This is a genomic window from Pseudomonas sp. PDM19 (genome assembly GCF_014852215.1).
In the GTDB taxonomy this organism is placed as follows: Bacteria; Pseudomonadota; Gammaproteobacteria; order Pseudomonadales; family Pseudomonadaceae; genus Pseudomonas.
Map to the genome: position 1 here is coordinate 836,863 of NZ_JACVBG010000005.1, position 14,519 is coordinate 851,381.

Genomic DNA, 14,519 nt, shown 5'->3' on the forward strand with positions numbered 1-14,519 from the left:
TGCCCTCTTAGTGCGCGACGGCGGCAGCGCCGTGTTCGTCGATCAGCGCGCCGGTGTGGAAGCGTTCGATGGAGAAGGGCGCGGCCAGCGGATTCGGCTCGCCCTTGGCGAGGGTGGCGGCGAAGACATTGCCCGAGCCGGGGGTGGCCTTGAAGCCGCCGGTGCCCCAGCCGCAGTTGAAGAACAGGTTCTTCACCGGGGCCTTGCCGATGATCGGGCAGGCGTCCGGGGTGGTGTCGACGATGCCGCCCCACTGGCGGTTCATGCGCACGCGCGAGAGCACCGGGAACATCTCGACGATGGCCTGCAGGGTGTGCTCGATGACCGGGTAGGAGCCGCGCTGGCCGTAGCCGTTGTAGCCGTCGATGCCGGCACCGATGACCAGGTCGCCCTTGTCCGACTGGCTGATGTAGCCATGCACGGCGTTGGACATGATCACGCTGTCGATGATGGGTTTCAGCGGCTCGGAAACCAGTGCCTGCAGCGGGTGCGATTCGATCGGCAGGCGGAAGCCGGCGAGCTTGGCCATGTGCCCGGAGTTACCGGCGGTGACCACGCCGACGCGCTTGGCGCCGATGAAGCCGCGGTTGGTCTCGACGCCGATGACGGCGCCGTCCTGCTTGCGGAAGCCGATCACTTCGGTCTGCTGGATCAGGTCCACACCGAGGGCATCGGCGGCGCGGGCGAAGCCCCAGGCCACGGCATCGTGGCGGGCCACGCCGCCGCGACGCTGCACGGTGGAACCCATGACCGGGTAGCGGGCGCTTTTGGTGCAGTTCAGGTAGGGAATCTCTTCGGCCACCTGCTGGGCATTGAGCAGCTCGCCGTCGACGCCGTTGAGGCGGTTGGCGCTCACGCGGCGTTCGCCGTCACGCATGTCCTGCAGGGTGTGGCAGAGGTTGTAGACCCCGCGCTGGGAGAACATGACGTTGTAGTTGAGGTCCTGGGACAGGCCTTCCCACAGCTTCATGGCGTGTTCGTAGAGCAGCGCCGACTCGTCCCACAGGTAGTTGGAGCGCACGATGGTGGTGTTGCGCGCGGTGTTGCCGCCACCCAGCCAACCCTTCTCGACCACCGCGACGTTGGTGATGCCGTGCTCCTTGGCCAGGTAATAGGCCGTGGCCAGGCCGTGCCCGCCGCCGCCGACGATGACCACGTCGTAGACCTGCTTGGGCGTGGGCGTGCGCCACATGCGCTGCCAGTTCTCGTGGTGGCTCAGGGAGTGCTTGAACAGGCCGAAGCCGGAGTAGCGTTGCATGGGGTGCTCCTGAATATCTCTTGTCGCGGCGTTCTACCTGTAGGAGCGGGCCATGCCCGCGACCCGTTGCCGGCTTTGCCGGCCAATCGCGGGCATGGCCCGCTCCTACAAAAGAGCCTCGGGGAATCTCAACGGTAGACCGGGAAGTCCGCGCACAGGCCCGCGACCTGGGTGGCGACCTTGGCCTCCACGTCGGCGTCGCCCAGGTGGTCCAGCACGTCGCTGATCCAGCCGGCCAGCTCGCGGCACTGTTCTTCCTTCAGGCCACGGGTAGTCACCGCCGGGGTGCCGATGCGGATGCCGGAGGTGACGAACGGGCTCTGCGGATCGTTCGGCACAGCGTTCTTGTTCACCGTGATGCCGACACGGCCCAGGGCGGCGTCCGCTTCCTTGCCGGTCAGGCCCTGCTTCACCAGGCTGATCAGCATCAGGTGGTTGTCGGTGCCACCGGAGACCACGTCGTAGCCGCGCTCGATGAACACCGAAGCCATGGCCTGGGCGTTCCTGATCACCTGGGCCTGGTAGTCCTTGAAGCCGGGCTCCAGCGCCTCCTTGAAGCACACTGCCTTGGCGGCGATCACGTGCATCAGCGGGCCGCCCTGGGCGCCGGGGAAGACGGCGGAGTTGAGCTTCTTCTCGATCTCTTCGTTGGACCTAGCCAGGATCAGGCCGCCGCGCGGGCCGCGCAGGGTCTTGTGGGTGGTGGTGGTAACCACGTCGGCGTAGGGCAGCGGGTTCGGGTACAGACCGGCGGCAACCAGGCCGGCGACGTGGGCCATGTCGACGAACAGCAGCGCCCCGACCTTGTCGGCGATGGCGCGGAAGCGCGGGAAGTCGAGGGTCTTGGAGTAGGCGGAGAAGCCGGCGACGATCATCTTCGGCTTGTGCTCCACGGCCAGGCGCTCGACTTCGTCGTAGTCGATCAGCCCGGTGTCGGTGTTCAGGCCGTACTGCACGGCGTTGTAGAGCTTGCCCGAGGACGACACCTTGGCACCGTGGGTCAGGTGGCCGCCGTGGGCCAGGCTCATGCCCAGGATGGTGTCGCCGGCATTGATCAGCGCCAGGTACACGGCGGAGTTGGCCGAGGAGCCCGAGTGCGGCTGGACGTTGGCGTAGTCGGCGCCGAACAGCTGCTTGGCGCGATCGATGGCCAGCTGCTCGACTTTATCCACATGCTCGCAGCCACCGTAGTAACGCTTGCCCGGATAACCTTCGGCGTACTTGTTGGTCAGCCCGCTGCCCTGAGCCTGCATGACGCGCTTGCTGGTGTAGTTCTCCGAAGCGATCAGCTCGAGGTGGTCCTCCTGGCGCGCTTCCTCGGCATCCATCGCCGCGAGCAGTTCGTCGTCATAACCCTGGATCTGGTCTTGCTTGCTGAACATCGCTGGTCTCCCTGCGGCGCGGTGGGGCGCCATGGCTGGTGCGGGGCGCGAGCTGGCCCCCTTGGAAGCGATGGTATGACTGGCCCCGTCAGCCCAGATGCCTGCGCACGTCGCGGGTAGGTGCGTTTGCGACATGCCGTGAACGGCGCAAAAGCGACCGCGTGCGTGGAATTGCACGCGACGGCTGGTCAGAATGCGACATGCCCGCGCCAGGACGGCGCGGCCCGCGGAGCCCTGCCCGATGAAGCGCTTCTTCTTATGTGGTTCGCTGTGCCTTGCGCTGCTGGCGCCGGCGTTGTCGGCCTGGGGCATGTCGCGCCTGTTTGACGGCGACGCGCGGGTCTGGGTGCAGGGCCGGACGCTGTGCTTCGGCGGCGCGGCATTCAAGTCGCCCGGCCTGTTCTTCAACCGCACGCGGCAGGTGGATGAACGGCAAGTGGCCGTATATTCCATCGAAGTCGCCCGCCAGCCTTACGAGCCGTTCTGGTCGTCGGCCAGCATCGAACCGACCCAGGGTGTACCGCTGCGCAGCGAGACCTGCTTCGCCTATGGCCAGGCCATCACCGGCTTCCGCGAGAAAGTCCCGGCACGGGCCCTGGAGCCTGGCCTGTACAACGTCACCCTCGGCGGGCGCGACAGTGCCGGGGACGGCCAGCGGGCGACCTTCATGAAGACCTTCTGCCTGGAAGCACGCGGCGCCGGGGTGACGGTGATCGATGCCGGCTATGACGAGAAGCAGGGGCGCTGGGTCTGCAACCCCCCGCAATGAAGCTGCCGATAGGAACCGCTGGGCCAAGGGACTAAACTGCGCCCCTCACGAAATGCGAGGACGCCATGAACCGTTCCCTGACTCTGCTTTCCGCCCTGCTGCTCACCGCGACACTGCAGGGCTGTGGTGACGACAGCAAACCCGCCAAGGCCGACGCGCCCGAAGCTGCCGGCACCGCCGCCGCGGCCACCCCGGCGGGCGACAGCTGCACCGGCCATGTACTGGAGAAGGCGCTGCCGCCGACCAAGGCCGTCTACGGCTATCCCTACCTGTCCCGCGAGTGCGGCTACGATGACGCCACCATCGTCTACGGCAAGGCCGATGGCAGCCAGCATCTGGTCGTGACCCTGACTGACACCGGCCTGCCGGCGCCGGGCGCCGACCAGCAGGGCGAGGCCGCCAGGCAGTACCTGGCCGCCCAGGCCAAGCTGCGCGACACCACCGCCAAGAACGTCTCGCTGCTCAACCAGGCCCGCCAGGCCGCGCTGCAGAATGGCACCGCCGCACAGTTCGGCGGCGAGCAGTACCTGCCGGTGATCGACAGCACCCGCATGGGCGACCCGCTGGCCATCAGCGTGCCGGGCCCGGACGACAAGGCCGGAGAATCCAGCCTGACCGGCCTGATCAAGGGCCGCTACGTGCTCAACATGACCTCGCCGGACAAGCCCAACGGCGGCACCGCCCAGTCCCTGCGCGAGCTGTTCGTGCCGATCTCCGAGCAGATGGCGCTGACCAAGCTGCCCTGATCGATCAAGAGAGTTCTGACAGGGGTTCGTCCCACTTTCTGATCCTCCACCGTGCCTAGTTCTTAGGAAAATTCCCGGCGTCGTTAATTACCCCCAACGCCGGGAAGAGGTGGAGGACCATGAATTTCAAGACGAGAGGCCTGCCTGTATTCCTGGCGGCCCTGCTGTCGCTTTCCGTGCAGGCGACGCAGATGCCGGCGCCGGCCCATGAAATCAAAGCCTACAGCGGCGCCGACGGCGTCAAGGTATGGGTGGAGCAGATCGGGCCTCGCCGGGCCAACATGTTTCTGGTGCGCATTGGCGGCGTCGATCATGCCTGGAACATGCGCATTCACCGGATGGATGGGCTGAGCCTGCTGGATGAGTCGCTGTTCAAGCTCCATTCCCGGCGGGAGGAGCCCGTTGCCCTGGTGCTGCGTGGCGAGTGTGGCGAAGTGATGCTCCCCGGCGAGCGCAGCGGCCGCAAGGTCTGCTACGACCAGGGACTCTCCGAGACCCAGGATGCCCAGCAGTTCGTGACGTCCTACGTGAACCAGCGCATGTAAGACCGGCGGGTGCACGAGAGGCGGGGATTTCGCTACGCTGCTGACTGACTTTCCGTGCAGTTCCGAGGCAGCGCCATGACCGACAACACCCAACAGTTCGCCAGTGACAACTACTCCGGCATCTGCCCCGAAGCCTGGGCGGCCATGGCCGAAGCCAACCGCGGTCACGAACGCGCCTACGGCGACGACCAGTGGACCGCCCGCGCCTCTGATTATTTCCGCGAACTGTTCGAGACCGACTGCGAAGTCTTCTTCGCCTTCAACGGCACCGCGGCCAACTCCCTGGCCCTGGCGGCGCTGTGCCAGAGCTACCACAGCGTGATCTGCGCCGAGACCGCCCACGTCGAGACCGACGAGTGCGGCGCGCCGGAGTTCTTCTCCAACGGCTCCAAGCTGCTGCTGGCGCGCACCGACGCCCAGGGCAAGCTGACCCCGGAGGCGATCCGTGAGATCGCCCTCAAGCGCCAGGACATCCATTACCCGAAGGCGCGGGTGGTCACCATCACTCAGGCCACCGAGGTCGGCACCGTCTACCGCCCGGACGAGTTGCAGGCGCTCAGTGCTACCTGCCGCGAGCTGGGCCTGCACCTGCACATGGATGGCGCGCGTTTCTCCAACGCCTGCGCTTTCCTTGGCGCGACCCCGGCCGAGCTGACCTGGAAGGCCGGCGTCGAAGTGCTCTGCTTCGGCGGCACCAAGAACGGCATGGCGGTGGGCGAGGCCATCCTGTTCTTCAACCGCGAACTGGCCGAAGGCTTCGACTACCGCTGCAAGCAGGCCGGCCAGCTGGCCTCGAAGATGCGCTTCCTCGCCGCGCCCTGGGTCGGCGTGCTGCAGGATGACGCCTGGATGCACTACGCCAGCCACGCCAACCGCTGTGCACAACTGCTGGCCGAGCGCGTCGCCGACGTGCCGGGTGTGCAGCTGATGTTCCCGGTGGAAGCCAACGGCGTGTTCCTGCAGATGTCCGAGCCCGCCCTGGAAGCCCTGCGCCAGCTGGGCTGGCGCTTCTACACCTTCATCGGCGCCGGCGGCGCGCGCTTCATGTGCTCGTGGGATACCGAGATCGCCCGCGTCGAGGAACTGGCGGCCGACATTCGTAGGGTGATGGGCGCCTGAGCCTGAGTTGTCCCCAGGCGCTGGGGACGGTTGCTCGCGCAACCTGTCCCCAACCTGTGGATGAATGCCTGCAGACCACGGTTGGCGAGGTCTGCGTTGGCCTACTCAAACTTTGATCAATCCTTGTAGGAGCGCGCCATGCCCGCGATCGCGCGCATGGCGCGCTCCTGTAATCACACTCCAGTGTCAGATACGCACCGCCGTACCGCTCACGCTGACCATCAGCATGCTGCCGTTCTGCCCCACGACCTCGTAATCCAGGTCGATGCCGACCACGGCATTGGCGCCCAGCTCCTGCGCGCGCTCCTGCAGCTCCTCGAAGGCGATCTCCCGCGCCCTGCCCAGTTCCTTCTCGTACGCCCCGGAGCGGCCGCCAATGATGTCGCGCAGGCCGGCGAACAGATCGCGGAACACGTTCGCGCCGAGGATCGCCTCGCCGACCACGATGCCGCGGTATTCCTGGATGGTCTTGCCCTCGATGGTGGGCGTGGTGGTCAGGATCATGGGCTGACTCCTCTGCTGGGGGAAATCCAGCATAGCTCCGCACCCTACCTAAGGCCGCGCCGGCTGTGTTTCAGCATTTGGCGGAAATCCGGGGGCAACCTTGTGATAAAGCTGTGGATAAAGGGGTGGGAAATGACAGCGGCATGGCACTTTCATGAACGACCGAAAATCGTCGCAGAATTTCAGAGAAGCGCCGTCATTCGTGGCTTTCACGGATGTCTGGGTGAGGTGTGGAGATCTCCACAGCCGCTGTGGAGGCAAGCTTGCCCAACCTGTGGAAAAACTGTTGGGCAGTGGCTGCGGAGCCGATGGGACGGGGCTTCCCTGAAGCTGGCTATTTTCTGAGCAGTCGCGTGTTTTCAATCACTTGCGGGCCTGTGTATCGATTGCGACGAAATTCCTGTGCACGATCCTTCCACCGCTATCCCCGGTTTGTGTTGACCCACTTGTGTGCCTCCTGTGGAAAACATCGCCGGCGCCACGGGCAGCGGGGCTTCCAGAGGGCTGTTCAAAGATTGATCAGCGAAATATGCAAGCGACTGATCCAAGGCGTCTTTTCCCCAGTGATGCGGGCTGCGTGAAACTTTCCACAGTGCCTGTGGGGCGAATCTCGCAGAAGGTGTGGACAACCTGTACCCAGATCGCTGCAGGCCACGCGCGGCGCGGCCCAGTCTGCTTAGTACGTTTTTTGATCAATTGGCGAAAGTCGCGCCGTTACTGGCTTTCAGCGAATTTTTCGGGGGGTTTTCCACATTGGCTGTGCAGCGTTCTGCCGGGAACTTGTGGGCGGGTTGTGGATGAATCGCTGGAAAGCCCGTTGTTTCTGGTTTGCGCCGGGCTGATCAATATTTGTCCAGGGGCGCAGGGCCCGCTGCCTATACTTCACTCACCCTGGGGGCGGGAGATTCAGCATGTCCAGTTACTCGGTGGAACAGATCCGCACCGTGGCCCTGGTCGGCCACGGCGACAGCGGCAAGACCCTGCTTGCCGAAGCGCTGCTGCAGCACAGCGGCGCCATTCCCAGCATGGGCTCGCTGGAGCGCGGCGACACGCTGTGCGACTCCGACCCGCTGGAACGCGAATACCACCACTCGCTGGCCGCTGCCCTGGTGCACTTCGAGCACGAGGGCGCGCAGGTCCGCCTGATCGATACGCCCGGTAATCCCGACTTCATCGGCCATGCACTGCCGGCTCTGGCGGCGGTGGAAACCGTGCTGGTGGTGGTCAATGCGCAGAACGGCATCGAACTGAGCACCCGCCGTATGATGGATTGGGCCGGCGAGCGCGGGCTGTGTCGAATGCTGGTGGTGAACAAGATCGACGCCGAGCGCATCGACCTGCCGGGCCTGCTGGCGGATTTGCGCGAGTCGTTCGGCAAGGAGGTACTGCCCATCAACCTGCCGGCCGAGGGAGGAGCGCGGGTTGTGGATTGTTTCTTCAATCCCGACGGCGAGGCGGATTTCTCCTCGGTGGCCGAGGCGCACCAGGCGCTGGTGGACCAGGTGGTGGAGGTCGACGAGGCGTTGATGGCGCATTACCTGGAGGAGGGCGAGGTAGCGCCCGAGGCGCTGCACGAACCCTTCGAGCGCGCCCTGCGTGAAGGCCACCTGATTCCGCTGTGCTTTGTTTCCGCCCGCACCGGCGCCGGCGTGCCGGAGCTGGCGAACATCCTTGCGCGCCTCGCGCCGAACCCCACCGAGGGCAATCCGCCGCTGTTCCTGCGCACCGATGACAAAGGCACCGAGCACCCGGTTAAGGCCCGCCCCGACCCGGCCGCCCACGTGCTGGCCCATGTGTTCAAGGTGGTGATCGACCCCTTCGTCGGCCGCCTCGCGGTGTTCCGCGTGCACCAGGGCACGATCCGCCGGGAGATGCAGTTGTTCGCCGGCGATGGACGCAAGCCGTTCAAGGTCGGCCATCTGTTGCGCCTGCAGGGAAAGAAGCACGAAGAGGCGCCGTGGCTGATCCCCGGTGACTTCGGCGCGCTGAGCAAGGTCGACGAACTGGAGTACGGCGTGGTGCTGCACGACTCCCACGACGAGGACCGCATCCACCTCAAGCCCCTGGATTTCCCCACACCGATGCAGGGCCTGGCCATCGAGGCGAGCCGCCGCGGCGACGAACAGCGCCTGGCGGAAATCCTCCAGCGCCTGCAAGCCGAAGACCCCTGCGTGCGCCTGGATTACAACGCCTCCACCCAGGAAACCGTGCTGCGCGGCATGGGCGAGCTGCACCTGCGCTATCTGCTCGAGCGCATGGCCGGGCAGTACAAGCTGGAAGTGCAGACCCGCGCGCCCAGCGTGCCTTACCGCGAAACGGCGACCCGCAGCGCCGAAGGCCACAGCCGGCACAAGAAGCAGACTGGCGGGGCGGGGCAGTTCGGCGAGGTCTACCTGCGCATTGAGCCAATGCCGCGCGGCGAAGGCTTCGCCTTCGTCGACGCGATCAAGGGCGGGGTGATTCCCGGCAACTTCATTCCCTCGGTGGAGAAGGGCGTGCGCTCGGCGCTGGCGGCCGGGCCGCTGGCTGGTTTCCCGGTGGAGGACGTGAAGGTCACGGTGTTCGACGGCAAGAGCCACTCGGTGGATTCCAAGGACATCGCCTTCCAGGCCGCCGGGCGCAAGGCCATGCTCGATGCGCTGCGCAATGCCGGCGGCATCGTGCTGGAGCCGGTGATGCAGATCGAGGTGACCACGCCGGATACCCACCTGGGCGACATCACCGCCGACCTCACCGGCCGCCGGGGCCAGGTACTGGGCACCGAGTCGCTGTCGGCGAGCGTCGCGCTGGTGCGCGGGCAGGTGCCGCTGGCGGAGCTGGACGGCTACGCCAACCGGTTGAAATCCATCACCGCCGGCCAGGGGCTCTACAGCCTTTCTTCCAGCCATTACAGCGCCGTCCCACAGGACGTGCAGCAGCGCCTGTCGAGTGGCTACAAGGCCGTCCCGGAAGAAGACTGAGCGAATGTGGATAGTTGTCGCAGCCGCTGCCCGAAAAGGCCCGTGGTTGGGCCTTGGCGCGCGACTGTCCGGCGTGTCTGCGGGAAAGGTGAAAGCCACGTGGCATAAGGGTTGCAGGCGGGATCGAGGCGGCCAGCCGGTTCGGCCAGAGGTGTCTCCGAGCTTGCCTCGGGACACCTTCAGCCTGTGGATAACTCAGTGGGTAACGTGTGGGACAGGTGGGGGCAGGCTGTGATCAGTACTCGATCACCACGTCACCCTTGGGCACGCTGCAGCAGGACAGGATGTAGCCTTCGGCGACGTCTTCGTCGGTGATCCCGCCGTTGTGCTCCATCTCCACTTCGCCCGAGCGCTTCATGACCTTGCAGGTGCCGCAGATGCCCATGCCACAGGCCTTGGGAATGTGCAGGCCGAGCTGCGCGGCGGCGGCATGGACGGTCTCGCCCGGTGCCACGCGGATGCTCTTGCCGGTCTCGCAGAACTCCACCAGGTTCTGATCGGCCAGGGGCACGGCCGGCGCCTCGGCGGCTTCGGCGGCCAGTTCCTTCACGTCGGCGCGGACTTCCGGCGGGGTCGGGCCAAAGGCCTCCTCGTGGTAGCGCGACATGTCGTAGCCCTCGGCTTCGAGCAGGCGCCTGACCGCGTGCATGTAGGGCGTCGGGCCGCAGCAGAAGACCTCGCGCTCGAGGAAGTCCGGCGCCATCAGCTGCAGCATCGCCTTGTTCAGGAAGCCCCGGTAGCCGGCCCAGGACTCACCCATCTCGTACTTCTCGCAGACCAGGTACAGCTTGAAGTTGTTGATCCGCGAGTTCATGTGCTCCAGCTCGCGGTGGTAGATGATGTCCTTGGGCGTGCGCGCGCTGTGCACGAAGACCATGTCGACGTTGCCGTTGGTGTCGAAGAACCAGCGCGACATGGACATCACCGGGGTGATGCCGACGCCGCCGGAGAGGAACAGCACCTTCTCGGCGGGGAAGTCGATGGCGTTGAAGTTGCCCACCGGCCCGTGCACCGGGATCTGGTCGCCTTCCTTGAGGTTGTCGTGCAGCCAGTTCGACACCTTGCCGCCGGGCACGCGCTTGATGGTGATGGAGAAGCTGTAGGGCACCGAGGGCGAACTGGAGATGGTGTAGGAGCGCATGATCGGCTGGCCGTCGATCTCCAGCTCCAGGGTGACGAACTGCCCCGGCTTGAAGAAGAACATGATCGGCGCGTCGGCCATGAAGCAGAAGGTGCGTACATCCCAGGTTTCCTGGATGGCCTTCACGCAGCGCACCAGGTGGCGCCCGTTGGCCCAGGTCTGGGTATTCACCGGATTGAGGAAGTTGTTCGTCGACATGCTGTCTCTCCGCGCACGCGGGCCGTGCTGGGCCTGATGGGGCAGCGCCGGGGCCCGTTTGCCTACGTCGCTTGAGCGTAGAAAGCACGGGGCCTTTCGGCATGCCTGATGGGGCGGATTGTGTGCACGAGGATGGCCGCTGCATTTACCTGCCAGCGACATTTGCATGCTTATCGCGACCTGCCGCCTGGGACGTGCCGTTGCGCGTCGGGAAATGATGTGGCCGTGTCGCCCATGGATAAGGGTAATCCCGGGGTGCGGCCCCACACTCAGCTCCATGCCGAGCAACTCCCAAGGTTGAGCGAGACGGCGGGAAACGGCGCACTCGGCGCGCCTGGCACCTGCCGCAAACAAGCCCTGCGTGGCAAACCGTATCAGCCACTTATTTCCGCCGGCAGCCCGACCGGGCTGCGGCATGAGGACCGAGCAATGGACGTCACCACTACCCTGAGTCTGGGCGACCCGCTGGAACCGGCCCGCAAGGCCACCGCCGAGATGCTGCGCAGCCGCGACCACAGCTTTTCGCTGCCGCAGCCCTTTTACAACGACGAGCGCCTGTTCCAGCTGGACATGCAGGAGATCTTCCACAAGGAGTGGCTGATCGCTGGCATGACCTGCGAGATCCCCGCCAAGGGCAACTTCCTCACCCTGCAGATCGGCGACAACCCGGTGATCGTCCTGCGCGGTGCGGAAGGCAAGATCCACGCCTTCCACAACGTCTGCCGCCACCGTGGCTCGCGCCTGTGCGTCAGCGACAAGGGCAAGGTCGCCAAGCTGGTCTGCCCCTACCACCAGTGGACCTACGAGCTGGACGGCCGCCTGCTGTTCGCCGGCACCGAGATGGGCGCCGACTTCGACATGAAGAACTACAGCCTCAAGCCGGTGAACGTGAAGACCGCCGGCGGCTACATCTTCATCTCGCTGTCGGAGAACCCGCCGGCCATCGATGACTTCCTGCGTACGCTCGAGCACTACATGGAGCCGTACGACATGGAGAACACCAAGGTCGCGGTGCAGACCACGCTGATGGAAAAGGCCAACTGGAAGCTGGTGCTGGAGAACAACCGCGAGTGCTACCACTGCAACGGCTCCCACCCGGAGCTGCTGAACACCCTGCTGGAGTGGGACGACGTCACCGACCCGCGCGCCAGCCAGGCGTTCAAGGACCAGGTCGCCGCCTGCACCACCGCCTGGGAAGCCGAGAAGATTCCCTATGCCCATGAAAGCTTCGGCCTGCGCAACCGCATTGTGCGCATGCCGCTGCTGCAGGGCACCGTGTCCATGACCATGGACGGCAAGCAGGGCAGCAAGAAGCTCATGGGCCGCATCCAGAACCCGGACCTGGGCTCGATGCGCATCCTGCACCTGCCGCATTCGTGGAACCACTGCATGGGCGACCACCTGATCGTCTTCACCGTGTGGCCGATCAGCGCGCAGGAAACCATGGTCACCACCAAGTGGCTGGTGCACAAGGATGCGGTGGAAGGCGTCGACTACGACGTCGCCCGCCTGCGCGAAGTCTGGGATGCCACCAACGACCAGGACCGTCGCCTGGCCGAGGAGAACCAGCGCGGCATCAACTCCACCGCCTACCAGCCGGGGCCGTACTCCAAGACCTACGAGTTCGGCGTGATCAACTTCCTCGACTGGTACAGCGAGCGGCTGCTGAACAACCTGGGCGAGGAATCCGCCCACGCCCGCCTGGTCGCCGAGAAGTAAGCCCCAGCCATCCAGCGCCCCCTCTACGGGGGCGTTGTCGTTCAGGAGGAAGCCACGTGGACGCCATGCTCTTCTACAGCAGCTCCGCTTTCGTCACCGGCCTGGTGGCGTGGAACCTCTTTGCCTGCTGGCGCAAGCGCTGATCCCTGTCGCTGTGCTCTTTGTAGGATGGGTGGAGCGAAGCGATACCCATCGGCGCAGCGCGGTCGTGAATTGACGGGTATCGCTGCGCTCCACGCCATCCTGCGTCTCGGCTCTGAATCTCCCCTTACTCGGTAATCCGCGGCTTCCGAGCCTTTGCGCGGCACGCATTCCCCTGTGCGACGCAAACGCTGTCGCCCATGTCGCCGCCTTGACGCTTTCGGTATGACCCTGGTCGTTTTCGAACCGGGTCGCCTCGGGGTGCAGGGATATCCTGCCTGCAAAGCGTCGGGGGAAAACCCGCCGCGCCAAGCCTGACAAGCCTTGCCTGACCAGCCGGCCCTGATAAGAGAGACGCCAAGATGAGCCCAGCCGAACTTCACGCCGACAGCATCGTCATCGATGGCCTGATCATCGCCAAATGGAACCGCGAGCTGTTCGAGGACATGCGCAAGGGCGGCCTGACCGCCGCCAACTGCACCGTGTCGGTGTGGGAAGGATTCCAGGCGACGGTGAACAACATCGTCTCCAGCAGCAAGCTGATCCGCGACAACAGCGACCTGGTGCTGCAGGTGCGCACCACCGCCGACATCCGTAAGGCCAAGGAGCAGGGCAAGACCGGCATCCTCTTCGGCTTCCAGAACGCCCACGCGTTCGAGGACCAGCTGGGCTACGTCGAGGTGTTCAAGCAGCTGGGCGTGGGCATCGTGCAGATGTGCTACAACACCCAGAACCTGGTCGGCACCGGCTGCTACGAGCGCGACGGCGGCCTCTCCGGCTTCGGCCGCGAGATCGTCGCGGAGATGAACCGCGTCGGCATCATGTGCGACCTGTCCCACGTCGGCTCCAAGACCTCCGAGGAAGTCATCCTCGAGTCGAAGAAGCCCGTCACCTATTCCCACTGCCTGCCGTCGGGCCTCAAAGAGCACCCGCGCAACAAGTCCGACGCCGAGCTGAAGTTCATCGCCGACCACGGCGGCTTCGTCGGCGTGACCATGTTCGCGCCGTTCCTCGCCAAGGGCATCGACTCGACCATCGACGACTACGCCGAAGCCATCGAGTACGTGATGAACATCGTCGGCGAGGACGCCATCGGCATCGGCACTGACTTCACCCAGGGCCACGGCCAGGACTTCTTCGAGTGGCTGACCCACGACAAGGGTTACGCCCGCCGCCTCACCAACTTCGGGAAGATCGTCAACCCGCTGGGCATCCGCACCGTGGGCGAATTCCCCAACCTCACCGAAACCCTGCTCAAGCGCGGCATGCCCGAGCGCGTGGTGCGCAAGGTCATGGGCGAGAACTGGGTGCGCATCCTCGGCGAAGTCTGGGGCGAGTAATCCCTTTTCCCCCTCTCCCTCAGGAGCGGGGCGCGCAGCTAGGGCCGGGGTGAGGGCTGCCGCGCTCACCCGTAGAACCCCTCACCCCAACCCTCTCCCCAAGGGAGAGGGAGCCAAAAGAATTGGAGCGAAACCTCATGGCCAAACACGCCCCCGAACTGCCCATCGAAGTCGACAGCGAAACCGGCGTCTGGACCTCCGACGCCCTGCCGATGCTCTACGTACCGCGGCACTTCTTCGTCAACAACCACATGGGCATCGAGGAAGAGCTGGGCGCCGAGCGCTATGCCGAAATCCTCTACAAGGCCGGCTACAAGTCCGCCTGGCACTGGTGCGAGAAGGAAGCCGAGTGCCACGGTCTGGTCGGCGTGGAAGTCTTCGAGCACTACATGAAGCGCCTGTCCCAGCGCGGCTGGGGCCTGTTCCAGATCGAGCAGATCGACCTCGACAAGGGCACTGCCCAGGTACGCCTGAAGCATTCGGCCTTCGTGTACGTCTACGGCAAGGTCAACCGCAAGGTCGACTACATGTTCACCGGCTGGTTCGCCGGCGCCATGGACCAGATTCTCCAGGCGCGCGGCAGCGCGTTGCGCACCGTGGCCGAGCAGGTCTACAGCGGCGCCGAGGAAGGCCACGACGACGGCCTGTTCGTCGTCAAACCTCTCTGATCCACGACTTCGGCACCGGCGGCCCGCGG

At 65.3% G+C, this 14,519-nt stretch carries 12 protein-coding genes; 8 read left to right on the plus strand and 4 right to left on the minus strand.

The genetic code is table 11. The features are described from left to right. Positions 1–7: 7 nt before the first annotated feature. Both IB273_RS30260 and glyA read right to left on the minus strand, forming a co-directional pair. On the minus strand, positions 8–1,258 hold the full coding sequence (locus IB273_RS30260) for a sarcosine oxidase subunit beta (protein ID WP_192225715.1): 1,251 nt from the start codon (positions 1,256–1,258) through the stop codon (positions 8–10). A 128-nt stretch (positions 1,259–1,386) separates the two neighbouring features. Continuing rightward, positions 1,387–2,640 carry a serine hydroxymethyltransferase gene (gene glyA / locus IB273_RS30265; protein ID WP_192225716.1) on the minus strand — a complete coding sequence of 418 codons (1,254 nt, stop codon included), beginning with the start codon at positions 2,638–2,640 and terminating at the stop codon, positions 1,387–1,389. A gap of 241 nt (positions 2,641–2,881) precedes the next feature. Here glyA and IB273_RS30270 point away from each other — a divergent pair, with 241 nt between their 5' ends. The 4 genes from IB273_RS30270 (at position 2,882) to IB273_RS30285 (ending at position 5,819) form a co-directional block, all read left to right on the plus strand. After that, the gene (locus tag IB273_RS30270; protein WP_192225717.1) at positions 2,882–3,409 is read left to right on the plus strand and encodes a hypothetical protein; all 528 of its coding nucleotides are present in this window, start codon (positions 2,882–2,884) and stop codon (positions 3,407–3,409) included. Positions 3,410–3,474: 65 nt separating this feature from the next. Continuing rightward, positions 3,475–4,155 (plus strand): hypothetical protein, encoded by a 681-nt coding sequence (locus tag IB273_RS30275; protein WP_081519123.1) that lies wholly within the window; start codon positions 3,475–3,477, stop codon positions 4,153–4,155. 119 nt (positions 4,156–4,274) lie between these two features. Next, positions 4,275–4,700: a hypothetical protein gene (locus IB273_RS30280; protein WP_192225718.1), complete on the plus strand. Its 426-nt coding sequence runs from the start codon at positions 4,275–4,277 to the stop codon at positions 4,698–4,700. A 75-nt stretch (positions 4,701–4,775) separates the two neighbouring features. After that, positions 4,776–5,819, plus strand: coding sequence for a low specificity L-threonine aldolase (locus tag IB273_RS30285; protein ID WP_081519125.1), 1,044 nt, complete (start codon positions 4,776–4,778; stop codon positions 5,817–5,819). Positions 5,820–6,005: 186 nt separating this feature from the next. Here IB273_RS30285 and IB273_RS30290 read toward each other — a convergent pair whose 3' ends face one another. Beyond that, positions 6,006–6,323 carry a heavy metal-binding domain-containing protein gene (locus tag IB273_RS30290; RefSeq protein WP_017521552.1) on the minus strand — a complete coding sequence of 106 codons (318 nt, stop codon included), beginning with the start codon at positions 6,321–6,323 and terminating at the stop codon, positions 6,006–6,008. A 911-nt stretch (positions 6,324–7,234) separates the two neighbouring features. On the opposite strand from IB273_RS30290, the gene fusA reads away from it, so the two are divergent. Continuing rightward, the gene (gene fusA, locus IB273_RS30295; RefSeq protein WP_192225719.1) at positions 7,235–9,283 is read left to right on the plus strand and encodes an elongation factor G; all 2,049 of its coding nucleotides are present in this window, start codon (positions 7,235–7,237) and stop codon (positions 9,281–9,283) included. 235 nt (positions 9,284–9,518) lie between these two features. Here fusA and gbcB read toward each other — a convergent pair whose 3' ends face one another. Continuing rightward, positions 9,519–10,622: a glycine-betaine demethylase subunit GbcB gene (gene gbcB, locus IB273_RS30300; protein ID WP_081519127.1), complete on the minus strand. Its 1,104-nt coding sequence runs from the start codon at positions 10,620–10,622 to the stop codon at positions 9,519–9,521. A gap of 429 nt (positions 10,623–11,051) precedes the next feature. On the opposite strand from gbcB, the gene gbcA reads away from it, so the two are divergent. The 3 genes from gbcA (at position 11,052) to IB273_RS30315 (ending at position 14,490) form a co-directional block, all read left to right on the plus strand. Then, positions 11,052–12,341, plus strand: coding sequence for a glycine-betaine demethylase subunit GbcA (gene gbcA, locus IB273_RS30305; protein ID WP_081519128.1), 1,290 nt, complete (start codon positions 11,052–11,054; stop codon positions 12,339–12,341). Positions 12,342–12,844: 503 nt separating this feature from the next. Further along, complete coding sequence (locus IB273_RS30310) at positions 12,845–13,822, plus strand: dipeptidase (protein ID WP_081519129.1); 978 nt, start codon at positions 12,845–12,847, stop codon at positions 13,820–13,822. A 137-nt stretch (positions 13,823–13,959) separates the two neighbouring features. After that, the gene (locus IB273_RS30315) at positions 13,960–14,490 is read left to right on the plus strand and encodes a 4-vinyl reductase (protein WP_081519130.1); all 531 of its coding nucleotides are present in this window, start codon (positions 13,960–13,962) and stop codon (positions 14,488–14,490) included. Positions 14,491–14,519: the final 29 nt, after the last annotated feature.